This is a genomic window from Fontimonas thermophila (assembly GCF_900113085.1).
In the GTDB taxonomy this organism is placed as follows: Bacteria; Pseudomonadota; Gammaproteobacteria; order Nevskiales; family Nevskiaceae; genus Solimonas; species Solimonas thermophila.
Map to the genome: position 1 here is coordinate 1 of NZ_FOOC01000008.1, position 20,881 is coordinate 20,881.

At 64.3% G+C, this 20,881-nt stretch carries 22 protein-coding genes; 17 read left to right on the plus strand and 5 right to left on the minus strand.

Annotated features, from left to right (window positions below):
* From BMZ48_RS08635 to BMZ48_RS08670, 8 genes are all read left to right on the plus strand, one after another.
* A partial coding sequence (locus BMZ48_RS08635) for an integrase core domain-containing protein (protein WP_143383667.1) occupies positions 1 to 365 on the plus strand: 365 nt, incomplete at its 5' end.
* Positions 337 to 1,128 (plus strand): DUF3450 domain-containing protein, encoded by a 792-nt coding sequence (locus BMZ48_RS08640; RefSeq protein WP_091533937.1) that lies wholly within the window; start codon positions 337 to 339, stop codon positions 1,126 to 1,128. The genes BMZ48_RS08635 and BMZ48_RS08640, both read left to right, overlap by 29 nt.
* A complete protein-coding gene (locus BMZ48_RS08645; protein ID WP_091533940.1) occupies positions 1,125 to 2,483 on the plus strand; it encodes a MotA/TolQ/ExbB proton channel family protein in 1,359 nt (452 codons plus the stop codon). Before BMZ48_RS08640 ends, BMZ48_RS08645 begins: the two co-directional genes overlap by 4 nt.
* Entirely contained in the window at positions 2,476 to 3,009 is a 534-nt protein-coding gene (locus BMZ48_RS08650; RefSeq protein ID WP_234981581.1) for a MotA/TolQ/ExbB proton channel family protein, read from the plus strand. The genes BMZ48_RS08645 and BMZ48_RS08650 overlap by 8 nt, the downstream gene beginning before the upstream one ends.
* Before the next feature lie 29 nt (positions 3,010 to 3,038).
* The gene (locus BMZ48_RS08655; protein ID WP_091533942.1) at positions 3,039 to 3,443 is read left to right on the plus strand and encodes an ExbD/TolR family protein; all 405 of its coding nucleotides are present in this window, start codon (positions 3,039 to 3,041) and stop codon (positions 3,441 to 3,443) included.
* Positions 3,444 to 3,450: 7 nt separating this feature from the next.
* Entirely contained in the window at positions 3,451 to 3,771 is a 321-nt protein-coding gene (locus BMZ48_RS08660) for an ExbD/TolR family protein (RefSeq protein WP_159431139.1), read from the plus strand.
* The gene (locus BMZ48_RS08665; RefSeq protein ID WP_091533947.1) at positions 3,771 to 4,472 is read left to right on the plus strand and encodes an energy transducer TonB; all 702 of its coding nucleotides are present in this window, start codon (positions 3,771 to 3,773) and stop codon (positions 4,470 to 4,472) included. Before BMZ48_RS08660 ends, BMZ48_RS08665 begins: the two co-directional genes overlap by 1 nt.
* Positions 4,469 to 7,042: a DUF1329 domain-containing protein gene (locus BMZ48_RS08670; protein WP_091533950.1), complete on the plus strand. Its 2,574-nt coding sequence runs from the start codon at positions 4,469 to 4,471 to the stop codon at positions 7,040 to 7,042. Before BMZ48_RS08665 ends, BMZ48_RS08670 begins: the two co-directional genes overlap by 4 nt.
* 27 nt (positions 7,043 to 7,069) lie before the next feature.
* Here BMZ48_RS08670 and BMZ48_RS08675 read toward each other — a convergent pair whose 3' ends face one another.
* The 5 genes from BMZ48_RS08675 to BMZ48_RS08695 all read right to left on the minus strand — a co-directional run bounded on the left by BMZ48_RS08675 (position 7,070) and on the right by BMZ48_RS08695 (position 13,054).
* Positions 7,070 to 8,113: a glycosyltransferase family 2 protein gene (locus tag BMZ48_RS08675; RefSeq protein WP_159431140.1), complete on the minus strand. Its 1,044-nt coding sequence runs from the start codon at positions 8,111 to 8,113 to the stop codon at positions 7,070 to 7,072.
* 51 nt (positions 8,114 to 8,164) lie between these two features.
* Complete coding sequence (rfbB, locus tag BMZ48_RS08680; protein ID WP_091533955.1) at positions 8,165 to 9,235, minus strand: dTDP-glucose 4,6-dehydratase; 1,071 nt, start codon at positions 9,233 to 9,235, stop codon at positions 8,165 to 8,167.
* A 91-nt stretch (positions 9,236 to 9,326) separates the two neighbouring features.
* On the minus strand, positions 9,327 to 10,754 hold the full coding sequence (locus BMZ48_RS08685; protein ID WP_091533956.1) for a mannose-1-phosphate guanylyltransferase/mannose-6-phosphate isomerase: 1,428 nt from the start codon (positions 10,752 to 10,754) through the stop codon (positions 9,327 to 9,329).
* Between the two features lie 108 nt (positions 10,755 to 10,862).
* Entirely contained in the window at positions 10,863 to 12,221 is a 1,359-nt protein-coding gene (locus BMZ48_RS08690; RefSeq protein ID WP_091533959.1) for a phosphohexomutase domain-containing protein, read from the minus strand.
* A gap of 35 nt (positions 12,222 to 12,256) precedes the next feature.
* Positions 12,257 to 13,054, minus strand: coding sequence for an inositol monophosphatase family protein (locus BMZ48_RS08695; RefSeq protein WP_091533961.1), 798 nt, complete (start codon positions 13,052 to 13,054; stop codon positions 12,257 to 12,259).
* A gap of 116 nt (positions 13,055 to 13,170) precedes the next feature.
* Here BMZ48_RS08695 and BMZ48_RS08700 point away from each other — a divergent pair, with 116 nt between their 5' ends.
* The 9 genes from BMZ48_RS08700 to ndk all read left to right on the plus strand — a co-directional run bounded on the left by BMZ48_RS08700 (position 13,171) and on the right by ndk (position 20,865).
* Entirely contained in the window at positions 13,171 to 13,941 is a 771-nt protein-coding gene (locus tag BMZ48_RS08700; protein ID WP_091533964.1) for an RNA methyltransferase, read from the plus strand.
* 77 nt (positions 13,942 to 14,018) lie between these two features.
* The gene (gene cysE / locus BMZ48_RS08705; RefSeq protein ID WP_091533967.1) at positions 14,019 to 14,780 is read left to right on the plus strand and encodes a serine O-acetyltransferase; all 762 of its coding nucleotides are present in this window, start codon (positions 14,019 to 14,021) and stop codon (positions 14,778 to 14,780) included.
* A 15-nt stretch (positions 14,781 to 14,795) separates the two neighbouring features.
* Positions 14,796 to 15,770 (plus strand): UDP-glucose 4-epimerase GalE, encoded by a 975-nt coding sequence (galE, locus tag BMZ48_RS08710; protein WP_091534218.1) that lies wholly within the window; start codon positions 14,796 to 14,798, stop codon positions 15,768 to 15,770.
* A gap of 2 nt (positions 15,771 to 15,772) precedes the next feature.
* Complete coding sequence (locus BMZ48_RS08715; protein WP_091533971.1) at positions 15,773 to 16,900, plus strand: cysteine desulfurase family protein; 1,128 nt, start codon at positions 15,773 to 15,775, stop codon at positions 16,898 to 16,900.
* Positions 16,897 to 18,054, plus strand: a complete 1,158-nt coding sequence (locus BMZ48_RS08720; RefSeq protein ID WP_091533974.1) for a cysteine desulfurase family protein — start codon at positions 16,897 to 16,899, stop codon at positions 18,052 to 18,054. The genes BMZ48_RS08715 and BMZ48_RS08720 overlap by 4 nt, the downstream gene beginning before the upstream one ends.
* Positions 18,051 to 18,443, plus strand: a complete 393-nt coding sequence (locus BMZ48_RS08725; RefSeq protein WP_091533977.1) for an iron-sulfur cluster assembly scaffold protein — start codon at positions 18,051 to 18,053, stop codon at positions 18,441 to 18,443. Before BMZ48_RS08720 ends, BMZ48_RS08725 begins: the two co-directional genes overlap by 4 nt.
* The gene (locus BMZ48_RS08730) at positions 18,440 to 18,763 is read left to right on the plus strand and encodes a HesB/IscA family protein (RefSeq protein ID WP_091533982.1); all 324 of its coding nucleotides are present in this window, start codon (positions 18,440 to 18,442) and stop codon (positions 18,761 to 18,763) included. The genes BMZ48_RS08725 and BMZ48_RS08730 overlap by 4 nt, the downstream gene beginning before the upstream one ends.
* A gap of 103 nt (positions 18,764 to 18,866) precedes the next feature.
* Positions 18,867 to 20,303, plus strand: coding sequence for a DUF1329 domain-containing protein (locus tag BMZ48_RS08735; RefSeq protein WP_159431141.1), 1,437 nt, complete (start codon positions 18,867 to 18,869; stop codon positions 20,301 to 20,303).
* Between the two features lie 130 nt (positions 20,304 to 20,433).
* Complete coding sequence (gene ndk / locus BMZ48_RS08740; protein WP_091533988.1) at positions 20,434 to 20,865, plus strand: nucleoside-diphosphate kinase; 432 nt, start codon at positions 20,434 to 20,436, stop codon at positions 20,863 to 20,865.
* Positions 20,866 to 20,881 lie beyond the last annotated feature (16 nt).

A 20,881-nucleotide genomic window follows, 5' to 3' on the forward strand; every position in this document is an offset into this window, starting at 1 on the left:
CACGGGGAGAGCGTACGCCGACCGGCAGGCATCAGTTCGATCAGCTCTGCGAGGAGCTAGGCATTGAGCATCGCCTGACCCGCCCAAAACACCCGCAGACCAACGGCATGGTTGAACGCTTCAACGGGCGCATCGCCGACATCCTGCGCACCCATCACTTCCATTCCGGCGAAGAACTTGAGGCCACCATCCTGCGGTATGTCTGGCTGTACAATCACCAACTGCCACAGAAAGCCTTGGGGCATGTCAGCCCCATCCAGGCCATGAAACAATGGCAGCGATCACACCCCGAACTGTTCAACAGACGTGTTACCAATCAGCCGGGACACGACAGCTATGAAAACACGCAGCGCAGGGCTGTTTGAACGCGCGTTTGTGCGCGTTGCAGTGGTTCTGGTCGGTGTCGCGGGCCCGGTGCTGGCCCAGACCGATACGTTCGACCGGGTGATCGGTACCGTTGAGCAGACCCAGCGCGCGTCGGTGCAGTCGCAACAGCGCATCGACCGGCTGGACGACCAGACGCGGCAGATGCTGGAACGTTACCGTGCAGCGTTGTGGCAATCCCAGCAGCTCAAGGTCTATGCGGCGCAGATCGAGGAGCTGGCCAAGACCCAGGCCAGCGAGCGGGAATCGCTGCAGCGCCAGCTCGCGGAGATGGAGCGGGTCGAGCGCGAACTGTTGCCGCTGATGCTGCGCATGATCGAGGGTCTCGAATCGTTCATCGAGCTGGATTTGCCGTTTCTGCGCGAGGAACGCCGAGGTCGCATCGCCGATCTGCGGCGCATGATGGCCGATCCCGAGGTCGGTACTGCAGAAAAGTTCCGCCGCATTCTCGAGGCTTATCGCATCGAAGTCGAATACGGCAACACGCTGGGAGCCGAGCGTGTCGAGATCGACGGGCAGCTGATGGATCAACTGCATGTCGGCCGCACGGCATTGTTCGCGCTGGCGCTCGATGGCGATAATGCGTTGCGCTGGGATGCCAGCCGCGCGGCCTGGCAGCCGTTGCCATCGCGTTACATCCCGGCGATACGCAATGGTTTGCGTATCGCGCGCGAAACCGCGGCGCCCAGCCTGCTCGTGCTGCCGATGCCGACGGCGACGGCCGCATCTGGAGAAACGCCATGAAACGTCGGTTTCTCGTGATTGGTCTGATCGGCATGGGGCTCGTCACTGCGGCACAGGCCCAGCAACCCAAAGGTCTCGACGAGCTGCTCAAGCAGGTGCGTGAGGCGCAAGTGCAGTCCGGTCGCATCAACCAGGAACGGGAGCAGCGCTTTTTGCGCAATAAAAACGAACAAGCGCAACTACTTGCGCAGGCCGAGGCTGAGCTCGCGGCAGCCAAGTCCCGTGCTGATGCCGCGCGTGCGCGCTTTGACGCTGCACAGCGCGACATCGCCGCACTCAAGCAGCAGTTGCAGGAACGCGCCGGCGATTACATCCAGGTGAACGCCGCCGTACGCCAGCTCGCGGGCGAGTTTCGCGCGCTGGCGGCCGATTCGCTGGTCACTGCGCAGTTCCCTGAGCGCATGGCTTTTCTGGACAAACTCGCGCGCAGTCCGGATCTACCAGGCGTCGGCGAGCTCGAAGAGCTGTGGTTTACGCTGCTGCAGCAGATGACCGAGAGCGGCAAGGTCGCACGCTTTGCCGCCGAGATCGTCGATGAGCAGGGTGCGCGCCGCAAGACCGAGGTCGTGCGCGTGGGCACGTTTACGGCGATGGCCGACGGCCAATACCTCGCGGTCAGCAATGACGGCACCCTGCTTACGGCGCTGGCGCGCCAGCCGAGTGGCGGCCTGCAGCGTCTGGCCAAGGATTTCGCCGCCAGCGATGAGCCGGTGGCGCCGATATTGGTCGATCCTTCGCGCGGCAGCTTGCTGTTGCTCGAAGGCGAAAAACCAAGCCTTAGCGAGCGCATCCGCCAGGGCGGTCTGGTTGGCTACGTCATTATCGCGATCGGCGTTGTGGGCCTGTCGATGGCATTCGGGCAGATGATTTATCTGGAACTGGTGCGGCGACGCATGCATGCGCAGCTACGTGCGCTGCATGCTCCGCGTGACGATAACCCTCTCGGTCGGGTGCTGCGCGTGTTCAGCGATGATCCCACACACCGCGACGACGATCCTGAATTGTTGGAACTGCGTCTGTCCGAGGCGGTATTGCGCGAGATGCCGCCGCTGGAGCGTGCGCAGTCGATTCTGCGCCTGTTCGTTGCTGCTGCGCCCCTGCTGGGTCTGTTGGGCACCGTCACCGGCATGATCGTGACGTTTCAGACGATCACGATGTTCGGCACCGGCGATCCGAAGTTGATGGCCGACGGTATTTCACAAGCCCTGGTGACGACGGTGCAGGGGTTGGTCGTCGCGATTCCGTTGTTGTTCCTCAACTCGCTGCTGGCTACACGCGCCCGCGCGCTGGTGCAAATCCTCGACGAGCAGTCCGCCGGTCTGCTGGCGCAGCGGCTGGAGGCCGCACGTGCTTGAGCTGTTGCTCGACGGTGGTGTCTTGCCGATTGGCCAGTTCATGGCCGCTGGCGGATTCATGCTGTGGTGGATTTTCGCGGCAGCGACCGTGCTGTGGACGCTGATTCTGGAACGTTACTGGTTTTTCTGGCGCATCTGGCCGCGGCGTAAGGCCGCGGTGCGCGCGCTCTGGATGGCGCGGCCGGAGCGCAGCTCGTGGAGTGCGCGGCGTATTCGTTCGGCGCTGATCTCGGCGCAGGTGGCGTCGATGTCGGCGACCCTGCCGTTGATCCAGATGATGATCTCACTCTGCCCATTGCTGGGCTTGCTCGGCACCGTGACCGGTATGATCGAAGTATTCGACGTCATGGCGCTCAAGGGCACCTCCGACGCGCGGGCAATGGCAGCCGGTGTGTCGCGTGCGACGATTCCGACCATGGCCGGTATGGTCGTCGGTCTATCGGGTCTTTTGTCGATCAACCGTTTCCGCAAGCGGGTCAAGATCGAAACCGAGCGGTTGGGTGACGAGCTTGCTTATTCCGGATGAGGGGCCAAGATCGTGGAGATGACTCGCGTATGAAAGTCCACCGTCACGCCGCACCGCCGGAGGATACCGGCATCGATTTGACGCCGATGCTCGACGTCATCTTCATCATGCTGATTTTTTTCATCGTCACGACGACATTCGTGCGCGAATCCGGCATCAAGATCAACCGGCCGGCAGCGAAGACCGCGGTCAAGCAGGAGCAGACCAATATCCTGGTTGCGATTTCGCCGCAGGGTGAGATCTGGATCGACAAGCGGCGCGTGGACATTCGCGAGCTGCGCGGTCTGATCCAGAAACTCAAGTCGGAGAATCCGGAAGCTGCGGTCATCATCCAGGCTGACCGCGATGCCCGTGCTGGCCTGTTGGTCCAGGCGATGGATCAGGCGCGCCTCGCCGGCGTTCGCGATGTCGCCGTTGCTGCCCAGCAGCCATGAACCCAGCATGAGACCGGCGATCCAGCTCCGATTGGCGGTCTATCTCGCCGTTTTGCTGGGCGTGCTTGGTTGGATGCATGTGCGCACGCGCGCTCCGGCGCCGATCGACATCGTCGTCGGTGAGGGGCGCATCATGGTTTCAGGTGAGCCGCTGACGCTCGATGCGCTCGCATCCCATGTGTCACACGCGCGCCAGCATGATCCACGCCGCCAGGTGCGGATCAGCGTCGATGCCCGTGCACCGAGTATGGTGCTGATTCCAGTGCTCGAAACGCTGCAGCGCAGCGGCATCGGCTTGGATGAAATTCAGGTGGTGGCAGACCCGTGATGCGCTGGATCACAACGCCACTTGCGGCCTTGCTGGTCGCGTTCGCTCTGTTTCTGCTGATGCAGTGGCTGATCCGGCCGCCGCAGGAGCCGGAAGAGTTGCAGCGTGTTTTACCGGAGATCGAGATCGTGCGGCCGACACCAGAGGCCGAGCAGCAGCCGGATTTCGCGAGTCCGGATGCCGCGCCGCCACCGCCGCCGGCAGCTCCGCCGTCTCTCGCACGTCCCGATCTGCCTGCACTGGAGATTCCTGCAATCAATGCCGTGCCGCTCGATGTCGGCCCGATCGCAGTGCCCACACAGCTGTCCGGTGGCGGCCCCAAGCTTGGCAGCAGTGGTGCGTTCGGGGGATTCGTCGGTGGGCGCGGAAGCGGCGCCGGAGGCGGCGCGGGAGGGGGGGGATACGGCACCGGTCAGGGCTTCAAGGGGCGCACCTTGATTCCGTTGTCGACGGCACGCCCGCAGATGCCGGAATGGGCCTGCAAACAGGGCATTCGTGGCTGGGTCGAAGTCGTCTTCACAGTCTTGCCGGACGGCAAGGTCACCAACGTCCGGCTGGTTGACGCCGATCCGCGCGGGGTCTTCGAGGCAGCGGCGATCGAAAGCGTCGCGCACTGGATTTATCCATCGTACCCCAAGGCTCGCGAAGTCAAACAGCGCGTCGAGATGGATCCGGCCGACTGCGCATACAACTGGCAATGAGAGGATTCCGGGGTTTTTGCCTGTGGACTGTGTTGCTGGCGCTCGCGCCAGTGGCGGCCATACGCGCCGAGCAATACCGCAGCGAGACCCGCGAGCTCGATCAGGTGCCGGCGCCCGTCGAGCAAAAGAGCACCGAAGAGCTGCTGCGCACGACGACCGATCCGTATGCCAAGGCTTTGCTGCTGCGCGATCTCGCCGCGCAGGCCGCGCAGAGCGGCAACGTGGCCAAGGCAACTCAGTATCTGGAGCAGGCGCTGGCGACCAAAGCGTTGTCGGGCCTGGCCGTACAGCAGATGCGCGAGCAGTTGTCGCAGCTCTATCTGGCGAGTGGTGATTACCAGAAAGTGATCCCGCAGCTCGAGGCGCAGGTCAAAGCCGGCAACCCGCCGCCAGAGATTCTGATGGCGCTGGGATCGGCCTATCTGCAGCAGAAACGTTACAAGGATGCCTTGCCGTTGTTGCAGCAGGCAATGCAGCAAGCGGCTGCAGCCAAGCGTGTGATCGATCCTTCGTGGCGGCGTGCGTTGGCGGCCGCACTGCTCGCCACCGGACGCGACCGTGAGGCCTTGCCGCAGCTCGAGCAGCTTCTGAAGGAAGATCCGAGTCAGCGTGACGATTGGATGCGTCTGGTCGCGATTTACATCAAATCCGGTGACAAGGCGCGTGCCGCGGCGGTGCTCGAGATCGCCGGGCGTCTGGGTTTCCTGCAAAGCCGTGAAGAGCGGCTGCGTCTGGTCACGCTCACCGCCCAGCTTGGGGCCCCATTCGAAGCGGCCTCGACCCTGCAGACGATGATGGAACGGCGGGAGCTACCCGCCGACGCGGACAACTGGAAACTGCTTGCCTCGCTATGGATCGCCGCGCGTGAATCCTCCCTGGCGTTGCGCGCGCTCGACGAGGCGCTACGCCTGGCGCCGTCGGCACAGCTGTATCAGCAGCGCGCGCAACTGCACATGGATCGCGAAGAATATCCAGAGGCCGCGCGTGCGCTCGAAGCGGCGATCCAGCGCGGTGCCACGGATGGTGCGACGCTGATGGCGCTGGGCATGGCGCGTTACCAGCAGGCCGACATCGAGGGCGCCTTGCAGGCATTCCGGGATGCCCAGGCGCATGCTGGTTCGCGCAAGCTCGCACAGGAATGGATCAAGTATCTCGAATCCGGCAAGGCACGCGAGCAGGCTTTGGCCGCTGCATCCGAGCGGCGCCGCCGTGATGAGGAATCCATCCGCCTCGGTGGCCGGCTCGGCGGTGCGCCGATTGCGGTCGAGGCTTTGAAACGCTCCGCGGATGCTCCCCGCGCCCTTGCCGGCGGGTTGACACCGATCGGCGCCGAAGCCGCCGGCAATGCCGACGGCACGATTCCGCCCTGGACCGGAGGGCTTGCGCGCAACGACTGGCCTGCGGGATTCACCAAAGGACAGCGCCTGCAGGACCCGTTTCCACAGGACCGACCCTTGTTCACCATCACCGCGGCCAACGTCGCTCGCTACCGCGACCGTCTGAGTCCCGGACATCAGGCCTTGTTTGCGCGCTATCCGAGCTACTCGATGCCCGTCTATGCGACGCGGCGCAGCGTCAGTTATCCGCAGGCGATCTACGAGGCGAGCCAGGCCAACATCGGCCGCGCCAAGCTGCTCGGCTCGGATGCCTTGTCTGGCGCGAGACTCGGCGTGCCTTTCCCCAAACCGCAGTCCGGTGTCGAGATCATGTGGAACCACCGCACGCGTTTCCGCGGCAACTCGGTGGAAGTGCAGACCACGCAGGCTGTCGTCCCGCCCCGGGGCTCGCCGCAGTATCTCAAGCAGACCGAGCGTGTGTATTTCCGTTACGGCAACATCGCCGATCCGGTCGATCTGTCCCAGCAGAACATCCTGCTTTACTACCTGACCTGGTTCGGCGCGACGCGCAACGAGGTCGATTTTCTTGCGCTGGTTCACGAGACGGCGAATTCGCTCGAGGATGCGCGCGACATCTGGGTGCTTCCGCCCAAAATCCGGCGCATGTTTCGTATTCCACCGGTGGGGTACGACCAGCCGTTCCCGGGCGCGGAAGGCCTGATGTTCATCGACATGCTCGATATGTACAACGGCGCTTTCGATCGTTACGTCTGGAAGCTGATCGGCAAACGCGAGCTTTATATCCCCTACAACGGCTTCCGCATCAGCGATGGTAGCCGCACATACGCCGAGCTGCTCAAGCCCTACCATTTCGAGCAGTCGGCGACCCGCTACGAGCTACACCGCGTCTGGGTGATCGAGGCGACCGAGCGCGGTGGCAAGCGGCACAGCTTCGGCAAACGCACGTTCTACGTCGACGAGGACAGCTGGAATATCGTGCTGGTCGAGAACGAGGATCACGCCGGACAGTTGTGGCGGTTCCAGGAAGGCCACCTGCTGCCGTTTTACGATATCCAGGCGGCCAATACCGCGCCGATGCTGGTGTACGACCTCAAGGATGGGCGCTACTTCGCGAGCCGGCTCTCCGCCGAGGACGATCCACCACGCTACGATGTGCCGATGCGCGAGGGTGATTTCTTGCCGGCGGCCGTCAAGGCCAAGTATGGAAAATGAGAAGAACCGAGGGGGCGGATCGGTTGTTCACGCGGCGCCGGGGGGCTGCCGGCGGGCGGTGCGCCAGGGACGGCGGCCGGGGATGTCGAGCGGATTCCAGTGCAATTGTCTGACCAGCTTGGAGACAGGCAGGGTATGGTGTGCCCGTTCCGCTGCCCGGCTGCGCCAGAATGGGCCCGATCCACGCCATGCGTCATATAGCGCGCGCAAGTAAGCGATGCGCGCAGCGGAATCACCAGCCAGCAAGGCCTTGAGCAGCGTCAACGATGCGTGACCGAGCAACGGTAACGGCAGCAGCGCCGACGGCATGTTCTTGATGTAGGTCCAGAGCAGGTTGCGGTAGCCGTGGTAAATCGCAAAAGGATGAACGCCGTGCGAGGTGGACGTGCTGCTGGCATGCAGGACGCAGGCATCGGCCACGTGCCAGCAGCGCAGGCCACGCAAATTGGCGCGAAAGCACAGATCGACATCCTCCGCGTAACAAAAGAAGCGTTCATCGAAACCGCCGAGCGCGAGGAAATCGCGGCGACGGATCATCAGCGCCGCACCGCATACGCTGAACACGGGGCCGCTTGGAATGCGTTCGCGTCGTTCCAGATAGCGTTTACGCCAAGCCACGCCGAGCGCGGACACCTCGTCGCCCGTACCATCGAAGCGGTGCCGGTCGTGTGCACATAGCTGGGTGCAGCCGAAAATGGCATAGTCGGGCCGACGCTGCGCCTCGGCGAGTAGCCGTTCGAGCCAGCGGCGTAGCGGTATTGCGTCTGGATTGAGCAGCACGATCCACTCGGTGGATGCGCGTTCTACCGCCCGGTTGTTGGCAGATGCGAATCCCAGATTGGTATCGGAGCGAATCAGTTCGACACGATCAAACGCGGCGCAGATGTCTGCGGAGGCATCAGTCGAGGCATTGTCGATGACCAGCGTCGCAAATCCCTGCACTGATTGCCGTGCCAGGCCGCGCAGCGCGCGTCCGAGCCATGGTCCGGAGTTATAGTTGACGATGACGACCGTCACCGTGGTCGCATCGATGTCATTGCGACCGGCTGTCCGTGCATCCGCAGCAGTCATCGGTATGCCGCCCATCGACGAAGATCCGGGGCCGCACGGCGACATGTCGAATCAGGACACCCGCCGGGCCAGACCCAGCCGCTCGCCGCGATAGCCACGCGCCTGGATCGCGCGGCACCAGTCACGGTTGTTCAGATACCACTGCACGGTTTTTCGCAAACCGGTTTGGAATGTCTCGCGTGGTTTCCAGCCGAGTTCGCGCTGGATCTTCGAGGCATCGATCGCGTAGCGGCGGTCGTGGCCGCGACGATCCTCGACAAAAGTGATGAGCCGATCATGCGGCCGGTGCGGTGACTGCGGGAGCATTTCGTCGAGCAGCGTGCAGAGCTCTCTGACGAGGTCGATGTTGCGTTTCTCGTTATGCCCGCCAATGTTGTACTGCTCGCCGATGCGGCCGCGCTCGAAGACGTCGCGCAGAGCGCGGGCATGGTCATCCACGAACAACCAGTCGCGCACGTTGGTGCCGGTGCCGTACACCGGTAGTGGTTTGCCCTCGAGCGCATTGAGGATCATCAGGGGGATGAGTTTTTCCGGGAATTGATAAGGCCCGTAGTTGTTGGAACAGTTGCTCGTCACCACTGGCAGGCCGTAGGTGTGGTGCCAGGCGCGGACCAGCAGATCCGAGCTGGCCTTGCTCGCCGAATACGGCGAGTTGGGTGCATACGGTGTCGTTTCGGTGAAATAGCCGGTGTCTCCGAGCGAGCCATAGACCTCGTCCGTGGAGACGTGGTGAAAGCGGAAGGCGGCGCGGGCGTCGGCGCCGAGCTGCTGCCAGTACGCGAGCGATGCCTCGAGCAGATGGAACGTCCCGATGATATTGGTCTGCATGAAATCGGCAGGGCCATCGATCGAGCGATCGACGTGCGACTCGGCGGCGAGATGGATCACTCCGTCCGGCCGGTGTTCGCGGAACACCCGTTCGAGCGCGCTGGCATCGCAGATGTCCACGCGTTCGAAGGCATAGCGCGGATTTTGCGGTGCATCTTCCAGGGACTCGAGGCTGGCGGCGTAGGTCAGCTTGTCCACGTTGACGATGCGGTAATCGCTCTCGCGCAGCAGATAACGGATCAGTGCCGAGCCGATGAAACCAGCGCCACCGGTGATGAGCAGGGTCTTGGACATGGATTCTCGTTCGTTTACGGAAGTGTGCGACTAAAAACCGCGGCGAGTCGGGTGCGCGTGAATCGACGGGTATCACGATTCCCGGGGCATCCTATTTGCGCTTGTAGAGGTCGTCGAAGCGCACGATATCGTCCTCGCCCAGATACGCGCCCGACTGCACTTCGATGACTTCCAGCGGGATCGTACCCGGATTTTCGAGCCGGTGACGGTGTCCGAGCGGGATGTAGGTGGACTGGTTCTCGGTGAGCAGGGTCACGGTGTCCTCGCAGGTGACACGCGCGGTTCCGCGCACGACGACCCAGTGCTCGGCGCGGTGGTGGTGCATTTGCAGCGACAGTTTGTGTCCGGGGTTGACGCAGATGCGCTTGACCTGGAAGCGCTCGCCCGACGAGATCGTTTCATACCAGCCCCAGGGGCGATAGCAGCGCGGAGGGTCGTCGGCCTCCTTGCGTCCTGCTTGCTTGAGTCGTTGGACGATGGCCTTGACGTTCTGGGCCTCGTGCTGGGTGGTGACCAGTACGGCGTCCGCTGTCTCGACGACGATGTGATCGCTGACCCCGACCAGCGCCACCAACCGGCTGCTGGCGTGCACCCTATTGTTGTGCGCACGTTCGACCATTACATCGCCCTGCAGCACGTTGCCATCGGCATCGTCGGCGGGCAGATCGACAAGAAAGCGCCAGCTGCCGACGTCGTCCCATCCGGCATCGAGCACCACCAGCGCGATGCGGTCGGTTTTTTCCATCACTGCATAATCGATGGACTCGCTGCGGCAGGCCGCAAACGGTGTTGTGGCCAGGCGCACGAAGTCGAGATCGCACTGGGCCTGGGCGAGCGCCTCACCGCTGAGCCGATGCATCTCCGGTTCCAGCCGCTGCAGCTCGGCGAGGAACGTGGCTGCGTCGAACAGGAACATTCCCCCGTTCCAGTAATAGCCCCCTGTGTCGAGATAGCGCTGTGCCGTGCTGGCATCGGGCTTCTCGACGAACCGGACGACCTCGAAAAGTTTATCGCCGAGCGGCCGTCCGGTCTGGAGATAGCCATAACCGGTTTCCGGGCGGGTAGGGGTGATGCCGAAGGTGACAATGCGGCCGTGCGCGGCGGCCCGTGCGGCGGCAACCGCACGCTGGAAGGCCGCCTGCTCTGCGATCGCATGATCCGCAGCCATCAGGAAGACCTGCGTGTCCGGTCCGTATTCGCGTGCCGCAAAGTGGGTTGCCACGGCTGCAGCCGGGGCGGTGTTGCGGGCCGTGGGTTCGAGCAGGATGCGGGCATTGCCGATACCGGCCTGCCGCAGTTGCTCGGCGACGATGAAACGATGCTGCTCGTTGCAGATCACCAGCGGCGGCAGTGCGCCGGGAATGGCCTGTGCACGCAGCGCCGTGTCTTGCAGGAGCGAGCGTTCGCCCAGCAACGTGAGGAACTGCTTGGGATAGTGCTCGCGCGACAGCGGCCACAGCCGGGTACCAGAGCCGCCGGCGAGCAATACGGGGAGGATGTTGTGCGTCGAATGGGTCATGCCTCACCCCTCGGGATCCGAGGTTCGTGCCGAGGAAACGTATTTTGAGGATGGCCGCGCGGGCATGCACGCGCCATGCGGCGGTGTGTGTCCCGCGCGGCGGATAGTTCAGGTGCGCGAGATCGCGTCGATCGCCGCGAGCAATTCTTCGGTTCTGCGTCGCATCAGCTCGGTGTCATCGCGGGCTTCGACGTTCAGGCGCAGCACTGGTTCGGTGTTCGAGCCGCGCAGGTTGAAACGCCAGTCTGCGAACTCGATGCTCACGCCATCGGTGTGATCGATGGATGCGGCGGCGGGGGCGTATCGCCGTTCGATCGCGGCAATGACATCGCCGATGTCGTGCACTCTGCGGTTGATCTCGCCGCTTACGGGATAGCGGCGCTGGCGTTCGCCGACCAGGGCCGATAGCGCTCGCTCGCTCGTGCTGATGAGCTCGGCGACGAGCAGCCAGGGAATGCTGCCGTTGTCGCAATAGCCGAAGTCGCGGAAATAGTGATGGGCACTCATTTCGCCGCCGTAGATCGCGTTCTCCGCGCGCATGCGTTCCTTGATGAAGGCATGTCCGGTTTTCGACTGGATCGGCGTGCCGCCGGCGGCACGCACCAGCTCGATCGTGTTCCACGTGAGCCGTGGGTCGTGAATGATCTTGCCGCCCTCCTCGCGCGCGAGGAGGGCGCAGGCGAGCAGTCCGACGATGTAATACCCCTCAATGAAAGACCCGGTTTCATCGAACAGAAAGCAGCGGTCGAAATCACCATCCCAGGCCACACCCAGATCCGCGCGGTGCGCGCGCACCGCCTCGGCGGTCACGCTGCGGTTTTCTGGCAGGAGCGGATTGGGAATGCCGTGGGGAAAGCGGCCGTCAGGCTCGTGATGCAGCTTGATCAGCTCGAACGGCAGCGCTGGTTCGAGGGCGTCGATCAGCGGACCGGCCGCTCCATTACCGGCATTGACGACGATGCGCAGCGGTTTGAGCCGGGTGCGATCGAGATAGCCGAGCAGATGGCGCACGTAGGCATCGCGGAACGAGACGGCTTCCATGCGCGGTGTTGTCGTGGGCGCGCGTGCATCGAGCGCGGCGACACGGCGTTCGAGATCGCGCAGGCCACTGTCGCCGGAGACTGGCACGGCACTGGCACGGACCAGCTTCATGCCGTTGTAGTCGCTTGGATTGTGGCTTGCGGTGATGGCGATGGCGCCATCGATCCCCGGTTGCTGGGCGGCCCAATACACTTCCTCGGTGCCGCACAGACCGAGGTCGAGCACGCGCACGCCGCGGGCGATGAGCCCATGGGCGAGGGCCTGCAGCAGGCCTTCGCCGGAAGGCCGCACGTCGCGCCCGAGAGCGACGGTGCGCGGGTGGAAGTGCTCGGCATAGGCGATGCCGAGCCGGTAGGCAAGGTCCGTATTCAGTTCGTCCGGGACCCGTCCGCGGATGTCGTAGGCCTTGAAGCAGGGCAATGACATGGGGCTGGTGGGTTTGGGATGCGCGAGTTGCGGTTTCAAGCCGCGGCGCGGCGTGTCGCGAGCAGATCGGAGAGCGCGCCAACGAGATGTACGTTGCTGGCCAGCACGTTGCCGCTCGCAAGGGGATCATCCCCGCCATCGAGCGCGCGGACGACGCCGCCGGCCTCCTGCACGAGCACGATCCCTGCGGCGATGTCCCAGGCTTTGAGGTTGAGTTCCCAGAAACCTTCCAGCCGGCCGGAGGCGACGTAGGCGAGATCGAGCGATGCGGCACCGGCCCGGCGCACGCCGGCGGTATGCGCGGCGATGTTGTGCAGCATCGGCAGATAGCGGTCCAGATGTTCCTCGCGCAGCGGCACGCCAGTGCCGATCAGGGCCTGGGTCAGTTCCCGGCATGGACTGACGCGGATTCTGCGGCTGTTGAGCACCGCGCCCTGGCCGCGGCTCGCGCAATAGAGATCCTGCGTGCACGGCGCATAGATCACCCCGTGCTCAAGCCGGTTTTTCACCCTTACCCCGATCGATACGGCGAAATGCGGGATCCGGTGCAAGAAGTTGGTCGTGCCATCGAGCGGATCGATGATCCAGGTGACTTCGCCATGGCCTTGTGCGCCCTGTTGCGCTCCGGATTCTTCGGCGAGGATTCCGTGATCCGGGTAGGCCTTGCGGATCGTGCGGATGATTTCGGCTTCGGCGCCGCGGTCGACCAGGGTGACGAAATCGTTGCGGCCCTTGCGTTCGATCGCGAGCTGATCCGCCCGCTCGAAGTGGCGCATGATGAAGGTGCCGGCCGCACGCGCGGCCATGACGGCGATGTTGACCAGCGGATGCATGGCGGGCCAGAAGACTCGTTGGAATAAGGAGCAGGGGGCGGCAGGCCGTTAGAATACCGTATGTACGCTCCGCACACCGCGGTCATCCATGCCGCCGGTTTCGCCCATCCCACGCCATGACCGCCGAAACTCCGTTCGACCCGCTGTCGCGCATGCGCATCGTGCTGGTGTCCACCCAGCATCCCGGTAATATCGGAGCGAGTGCGCGCGCGATGCTGACGATGGGTTTGACCGATCTGGCCCTGGTCAAGCCGGACCGTTATCCGCACCCGCAGGCCCGGGCCACTGCCGCGCACGCCTTGTCCGTGCTCGAGCGCGCCCGCGTCGTCGAACGCCTGCAGGATGCCGTCGCCGATTGCGGCTGGATCGTGGGTTTATCCGCGCGTCCGCGTCATCTGGGGGATGAGCCGCTGCGACCTTGGCAGGCGGCCGAACGGGCCATGGCACTCGCCCCCGAGGCACCCGTCGCGTTTGTTTTTGGCTGCGAACGGACCGGTCTCACCAACGAGGAGATCGATCAGTGCCATGCCACGGCCTTGATCCCGGCCAATCCGCATTACAGCTCGCTGAACCTGGCGCAGGCGGTACAGGTGATGGCCTACGAGCTGCGCCGCGCAGCGCACCCGGAGAGTCCCGCCGTCGCAGCCAAGAAGAGACATCCGTGGTATGCGCCGCCGTCCGCCGAGGAGATGGAGCATTTCTACGCGCATCTGGAGCGGGTTTTGCTGTCCACTGGCTTTCTGGATCCGGGCAATCCGCGCATGCTGATGCGCCGCCTGCGCACTTTCTTCAACCGCGCATCGCCCGATCGCAACGAGCTCAACATCCTGCGCGGCATCCTCACCTCGGTCGAGAAGCCGAAGACCCGACGTGCCCCGCCTCCATGACAAAACCGTGTGCGCCGGCAATCTGGACTTAAATGGTCTAATATAAACCTTGCGGTTCCACTGACGAGATTCACTTCATGTTTGCCCGCATCCGTGAAGACATTGCCAGCGTATTCGAGCGCGATCCTGCGGCGCGCACGACCTGGGAAGTGCTCACGTGTTATCCGGGTCTGCATGCGGTGTGGGCGCACCGGGTCAGCCACTGGCTGTGGACGCATGGGTTCAAGTGGCTGGCGCGGCTGAACTCGAATCTGGCGCGCTGGCTGACCGGCATCGAGATCCACCCTGGTGCGCGGATCGGCCGCCGGCTGTTCATCGATCACGGCATGGGTGTGGTCATCGGCGAAACGGCCGAGATCGGCGATGACGTGACCCTCTACCAGGGTGTGACCCTCGGCGGTACCAGCTGGAACAAAGGCAAGCGTCACCCGACGCTCGGCAACAACGTCGTCGTCGGCGCCGGGGCCAAGGTGCTCGGCCCGTTTACGGTCGGCGATGGTGCCCGCATCGGCTCGAATGCGGTCGTCGTCAAGGAAGTGCCGCCGGGAGCGACGGCGGTGGGTATCCCGGCGCGCATCACGCGCGAAAACGTTCCTACCGAGTCGATGAAGGCGATGGCACAAAAGCTCGGATTCGACGCCTACGGCCTGACGCGCGACATGCCGGACCCGGTTGCCAATGCCGTATCGGCGATGCTCGCGCATATCCAGCAGCTCGACGAGCGGGTGACTGAACTGTGCCGGGCGCTGCACCGGCTCGACTCGCGGATGCCGGAGAATGGCCTGCCCAAGCTGGAGCTACCGGAATTTTGCTCACAAGCGACCAAATCCGACGAATAAATCTGCGGAGGGATGATGAGGATTCTGGTGGCGGGTGGTGCCGGCTACATCGGCGCGCATATGTGCAAATGCCTGCATGAGGCCGGGCATACGGTCGTCGTGCTCGACAATCTCGCCACCGGTCATCGCGCGGCGGTGAAATGGGGGACGCTGGTCGAGGCTTCGGTGGCCGATACTGCGGTCGTCCTGGAAACCTTGCGCAGCCACCGGATCGATACGGTGATGCACTTTGCCGCGAGCTCCCTGGTTGGCGAATCGATGGCCGCGCCGTATGCGTATTACGAGAACAACGTATCTGCGACCTTGCGTCTGCTGCAGGCGATGCGGGCATCCGGTGTGCAGCGGTTCGTGTTTTCATCGACGGCTGCCGTGTACGGGCAGCCGCGGTCCGATGTGATCGATGAAAACCATCCCCGTGACCCGATCAATCCCTACGGCAGGTCCAAGCTCGCCGTCGAGCTGATGCTCGAGGACGCTGCGCGCGCCTACGGTTTGTGCGTCGCTGCCTTGCGCTATTTCAACGCCGCTGGCGCCGAGCCCGCTGCCGGCATCGGCGAGTCGCACCAGCCCGAGACCCATCTGATTCCACGCCTGCTGCGTTGCGCGGCCGGCGAGGCCCTGGAGGTCCAGATTTTCGGTACCGATTACCCGACCCCGGACGGCACCTGCATACGTGATTACATTCATGTCACCGATCTGGTCGACGCACACCTGCGCGCGCTGGAGTACATCACTCGCCAAGGTGGTTTCCATGCCTTCAATCTGGGCAATGGCGAGGGCTACAGCGTGCGCCAGGTGGTCAAGGCCGTCGAGGATGTCATCGGCCATACCCTCGACATTCCGGTGGGGCCACGCCGTGCCGGTGATCCTGCGATCCTCGTCGCCAGCAGCCGCAAGGCGCGCGAGGTCCTGGGCTGGATGCCGCAGTACCCGGACATCCGCCGCATCGTCGCCGACGCCTGGGCCTGGCACCGCGCACCGGCGTACTGACCATGCCCGTTTATCTCGACCACAACGCGACTACGCACCTCGACGCGCGTGTGCTCGAGGCGATGCTGCCGTATTTGACCGGCCCGTACGGCAATGCGTCCTCGCTGCACCGGTTTGGCCGAGCCGCGCGCGATGCCGTCGAACGGGCGCGGGAGCAGGTTGCGCAGCTGGTCGGTTGCCAGCCGGGTGAGATTATCTGGACATCCGGTGGCACCGAGTCGAACAACCTGGCGATCAAGGGCGTCACCGCAGGTATGGCGCCCGGCGTCGTGTTGTACGGGGCGACCGAGCATCCGGCGGTCATGGAGGCCGCCCAGGCGCTGAAGTTGACCGGCTGGACGGTCGAACCGATCCGCGTCGATGCTTCGGGGCGGATCGATTGGCCGACGTTCGAGGCCCAGTTGCGTGCGCATCGTGTGCAGCTGGTTTCGCTGATGCGCGCGAACAACGAAACCGGCGTGATCCAGGACGTCGCCCGCGCCGCCGGCCTCGTGCACGCCGCCGGTGCCTGGCTGCACGTGGATGCAGTGCAGGCGGCCGGCAAGATTCCGGTGGACTTCCAGGCGCTGGGCGCCGACCTGATGAGTCTGTCCGCGCACAAACTCTACGGGCCCAAAGGGATTGGGGCGCTCGTGCGCAAGGCCGCAGTGGATCTGTTTCCGCTGCATCACGGTGGTCCGCAGGAACGCGGTCTGCGCGGTGGGACCGAGAACGTCGCCGCCATCGTCGGTTTTGGCGTAGCGGCCGAGCTCGCCCGGCAAGAGCTCGAGGTACGCACCCGGCATCTGCGTGCGCTGCGCGAGCGCCTCGAAGCCGGTTTACGCAGCCTGCCGGGTGTGTGCATCTTCGGTGCCGACGCCGAGCGTCTGCCCAACACCGTGCAGTTTGCACTCCCGGGTTACGACGGCGAGGCCTTGTTGATGCAGCTCGACCGCCGGGGTTTTGGTGTGTCCAGCGGCTCGGCCTGCGCGAGCGGCAAGGGCGAGCCCAGCCATGTATTGCTGGCCATGGGGGTGCCGCGCGAGATCGCCCGCGGGGCCATCCGCGTCAGCCTCGGCCGTGAGAACAGCGAGGCCGACATCGACGGATTCCTGGCCGCGCTCAAGTCACTCGCTGCGGAGCGCGCATGATTTATCTCGATCATGCCGCGACCACGCCGCTGGATCCGCAGGTGCGCGAGGCCATGCTGCCGTGGCTCGACGATGCCGTGGGCTACGGCAATCCCGCTTCGGACCATGCGCTCGGTCGGCGCGCATGGGCAGCGGTCGAACACGCGCGCGCGCAAGTGGCCGCGCTCGTGGGCGCGATGCCCGCAGAAATCATCTGGACCTCGGGCGCGACCGAGTCGAATAACCTGGCGATCAAGGGCGCGCTGGAATTCCGCGGGCACGCAGGTGCGCATCTCGTCACCAGCCGTATCGAACACAAGTCGGTCGTCGATACGTGTCGTCATCTCGAGGCTCGTGGCGTGCGGGTGACCTGGCTCGTGCCGGAGGCCAATGGCACCATCGGTGTCGAGCAGGTGCTCGCCGCCGTGCGTCCGGAAACGGTGCTCGTCTCACTGATGTGGGTGAATAACGAAACCGGCGCGATCAATCCGATCCATGAGCTCGCGCCGCATCTGCGCGAGCGCGGTGTGCTGCTGCATGTGGATGCTGTCCAGGCGGCCGGCAAGCTGCCGATCGATCTCGATACGACACCGATCGACCTGCTCTCACTCTCGGCGCACAAACTCCATGGACCCAAGGGTATCGGCGCGCTGTTCGTGCGCAAGCGTCCGCGCGCCCGTCTCGCTCCGCAGATTCACGGTGGCGGACACGAGCAGGGCATGCGTTCCGGCACGCTGGCGACGCATCAGATCGTCGGCATGGGCTGCGCCTGTGCGCTCGCCGCGCAGCGTCTGGCGACGGATGCGCCGCATCTGGCCGCGCTGCGCGAGCAGTTGTGGCAGCGGCTGCGGGTGCTGCCGGGTGTGTACCGCAACGGCGACCCTGCGCACAGCGCACCGCATATCCTCAACCTGAGCTTCGAAGGGGTCGAAGGTGAGAGCCTGCGCGCACGCCTCGGCGATCTCGCCATCTCCAGCGGTTCGGCCTGCTCGTCGGCCACGCGTGAACCCTCCTATGTGCTGCGTGCGCTGGGGCGCGATGATGAGCTGGCCGGCGCGTCATTGCGCTTCTCGGTCGGGCGCACGACCACGTCGGAGGACATCGACAGGGCTGCTGCCCGGGTGCTGGCCGAGGTCGGCGCGCTGCGTGCGCTATCACCGCGGTGGGGCACATGAACGAAACCGACAACGTATACGCTTATCCGCAGGCCGTGTGGATGCGGTTCCGCGATCCCCGGCATGCGGGGGTGCTCGAAGGTCACGACGTCAGGCGTGTGTATGCCCGCACACCGGCGGCGTCTGCCGTGATCGAGTTGAGCATCGCCGTGGGGCCGCCGCTGCGGGTGCGGTTTCGTGCCCATGGCTGTCCCTATACGATCGCCGTCGGCGAATGGCTCGCCGAAACGCTCGAGCGCGAGGGGTTGGCCGATCTCGACCGCTGGCAGGCCGGGTCGATCCGTCAGGCGCTTGAAATTCCGGAGGAGCGGACCCATTGTGCGCTCATGGGCGAGGATCTGATCCGCGCCCTGGAGTCGGTTGTGAAGTCATCTCACCCGTCATCATGAGTATCCAATTGACCGAAAGCGCCGCCCGGCGCATCCGCCAGCAGCTCGAAAAGCGCGGGAGTGGTCTGGGTTTGCGCGTCGGCGTCAAGAAATCGGGTTGTTCCGGCTACGCTTACACGCTGGACTACGCCGATGCGGTCGAGGCCGACGACGCGGTCTTCGAACAGCACGGTGCCACCGTCGTCGTGCGCCGCGCCGACCTGGCTGTGCTCGACGGCATGACCCTGGACTTTCAGAAGCAAGGGCTCAACGAAGCCTTCAAGTTCATCAATCCGAACGCCAAGGCATACTGCGGCTGCGGCGAAAGCTTTACCACCTGAGCTGACCGGATTGACAGCCGGGTGCGGCGCTGCCGTCACCGCTCGATGACACCGATCGATGATAGGGTTCCCTTCCGCGACGTCAACGTGGGGGAGAGCCATCGTGCGCGCGTATTCCAAGCTGCGCTACGCGGCGCTGTATCTATTGTCGATGAGTGTGATGGGTGTGCTGGCCCCGGCTGGAGCGGCCGTGCCCGAGCGCGAGGCGGCCCGCCTTCAGGACGAGCTGAGTCCGGTCGGCGCCGTGCGGGCAGCAGGACAGCTCAGGCAAGCCGAGGTCCCCCGAAGATCCAAGCGCGGATTGAGCGATCTTGCCGACGAGTTCGAGGAGATCGTCGATCCGCCAACCCGCGTAGGCGCCTGGCCCGATCTCGCGGATACCGCACAGTTGCGCTCCGAGGCGCCCCTGTTTGCGATCACTGCGGCGACGCTCAATCGCTACCGTGACTACCTGACGGCGAGCCATTTCGCACTGTTGCAGACCAACCCGAATACGTTCTTCATGAACGTGTATCCGTCGCGACGTACGGTGCGTTGGCCAGAGGCGATCGAGCGTGCGACGATTGCCAATGCGACGCGCTGCACGCTCGAGGGGACCGATACTCCGGTCGGATGCCGGCTTGGTTTTCCGTTCCCGATTCCGCAGTCCGGCGCCGAAGTGATCTGGAATCACAAGCTGCGTTGGCGCGGTGATGCGATCTCGCAGATCAATAGCCAGCTCGTCGTGCGCCCCGACGGCAATCACAGCATCACGCGCCTGGCCGAGGATTTCGTCTTCGACTACGCCAACCTCGCGAATCCTGGGCGGCTCGATCGGGAGCGGCGCAGCATCTACCGTTATCTGTCGCGCGTGCTGTCACCCCCGCGCATCGCCGGTCATGCGGTGCTGATCCATGAACGTAGTGGCGTCGGCAGTTATGGCCGGATGGCCTGGCAGTACCGGCCTGGTGATCCCCGCCAGCGGCGTGCACCCGAGGCTGCCTTCGATCAGGTCTACGAGGGTGCCGACGGACTGCAGTTTTTCGACCAGATCGACGTGTTCAATGGCGCGTTGGAGCGCTACGACTGGACGCTCGTCGGCCGGCGCGAAATCTTCGTGCCCTACAACGCGGTGCTGCTCGACGATGCCAGTTCGCGGCCGGAGGAGATCGTGCATCCGACCCATCTGAACCCGAAAGTTCTGCGCTACGAGCTACATCGGGTCTGGGTGGTGGAGGCGACCCTGCGGCCGGGGCAGCGGCATGCCATCCGCAAGCGGCGTTTCTACGTTGACGAGGACAGCTGGACGATTCTGTGTGTGGACATGCTCGATAACTACGGTGACGCCTACCAATTTCAAGAGGCGCACATCGTCTATGAGCCGCAGATGCAGCGCCCGCGATTGGTCGCGAACGTCATCTACAACCGGGAATCCACGCGCTATCTGGTCAGCGGCTTGCGCCTGGACGGCCCGCCGGTCGATGCGCCGGCGTTCGCTCCCGGGCATTTCGAGCCGGCGACGCTGGTGAGCCGGGGTTCTGCGGCGACGGCGAAGCGCTGACCGGGCGCAGGCTGGGTCGGACATCCATTGCCGCGCTGCAGCAGCGGCGGCTATAATCCACTGATTTCATTGGCCCTGCCGGAGACCTCGGCGGGCTTTATCTTCCTTTTGCTTTTGAAGGAGTTTCGTTGTGTCGGTCGAACGTACCCTCTCCATCCTCAAGCCGGACGTCGTCGCCAAGAACCAAATCGGTGCGGTGATTTCCTATATCGAAAAAGCGGGTCTGAAGATCGTCGCCGCGCGCATGCAGCATCTGACCAAGGCCGAGGCCGAGGGATTTTATGCCGTACACAAAGAGCGCCCGTTCTTCGCCGATCTGGTGCGTTTCATGACCAGCGGCCCGGTCGTCGTCATGGTGCTCGAAGGCGAGAACGCCGTCGCCAAGTACCGCGAAATCATGGGCGCCACCGATCCGAAAAAGGCCGCGCCCGGAACGATCCGTGCCGACTTTGCATCCTCGATCGACGAGAACGCCTGTCACGGTTCCGACAGTCTCGAAAACGCGAAGATCGAGATTGCCTATTTCTTCCGCACCACCGAGCTGTGCCCGCGCACGCGCTGACGGGCAGCCACCCACC

Bases quoted from the DNA above. Each gene is read 5' to 3' on its own strand.
- BMZ48_RS08715 (WP_091533971.1), top strand. From the start codon at position 15,773: ATGCCCGTTTATCTCGACCACAACGCGACTACGCACCTCGACGCGCGT.
- BMZ48_RS08670 (WP_091533950.1), top strand. From the start codon at position 4,469: ATGAGAGGATTCCGGGGTTTTTGCCTGTGGACTGTGTTGCTGGCGCTC.
- BMZ48_RS08660 (WP_159431139.1), top strand. From the start codon at position 3,451: ATGAGACCGGCGATCCAGCTCCGATTGGCGGTCTATCTCGCCGTTTTG.
- BMZ48_RS08690 (WP_091533959.1), bottom strand. From the start codon at position 12,221: ATGTCATTGCCCTGCTTCAAGGCCTACGACATCCGCGGACGGGTCCCG.
- cysE (WP_091533967.1), top strand. From the start codon at position 14,019: ATGTTTGCCCGCATCCGTGAAGACATTGCCAGCGTATTCGAGCGCGAT.
- BMZ48_RS08730 (WP_091533982.1), top strand. From the start codon at position 18,440: ATGAGTATCCAATTGACCGAAAGCGCCGCCCGGCGCATCCGCCAGCAG.
- BMZ48_RS08640 (WP_091533937.1), top strand. From the start codon at position 337: ATGAAAACACGCAGCGCAGGGCTGTTTGAACGCGCGTTTGTGCGCGTT.
- BMZ48_RS08675 (WP_159431140.1), bottom strand. From the start codon at position 8,113: ATGACTGCTGCGGATGCACGGACAGCCGGTCGCAATGACATCGATGCG.
- BMZ48_RS08695 (WP_091533961.1), bottom strand. From the start codon at position 13,054: ATGCATCCGCTGGTCAACATCGCCGTCATGGCCGCGCGTGCGGCCGGC.
- BMZ48_RS08725 (WP_091533977.1), top strand. From the start codon at position 18,051: ATGAACGAAACCGACAACGTATACGCTTATCCGCAGGCCGTGTGGATG.
- galE (WP_091534218.1), top strand. From the start codon at position 14,796: ATGAGGATTCTGGTGGCGGGTGGTGCCGGCTACATCGGCGCGCATATG.
- BMZ48_RS08685 (WP_091533956.1), bottom strand. From the start codon at position 10,754: ATGACCCATTCGACGCACAACATCCTCCCCGTATTGCTCGCCGGCGGC.
- BMZ48_RS08665 (WP_091533947.1), top strand. From the start codon at position 3,771: ATGCGCTGGATCACAACGCCACTTGCGGCCTTGCTGGTCGCGTTCGCT.
- BMZ48_RS08655 (WP_091533942.1), top strand. From the start codon at position 3,039: ATGAAAGTCCACCGTCACGCCGCACCGCCGGAGGATACCGGCATCGAT.
- BMZ48_RS08720 (WP_091533974.1), top strand. From the start codon at position 16,897: ATGATTTATCTCGATCATGCCGCGACCACGCCGCTGGATCCGCAGGTG.
- rfbB (WP_091533955.1), bottom strand. From the start codon at position 9,235: ATGTCCAAGACCCTGCTCATCACCGGTGGCGCTGGTTTCATCGGCTCG.
- BMZ48_RS08645 (WP_091533940.1), top strand. From the start codon at position 1,125: ATGAAACGTCGGTTTCTCGTGATTGGTCTGATCGGCATGGGGCTCGTC.
- BMZ48_RS08700 (WP_091533964.1), top strand. From the start codon at position 13,171: ATGACCGCCGAAACTCCGTTCGACCCGCTGTCGCGCATGCGCATCGTG.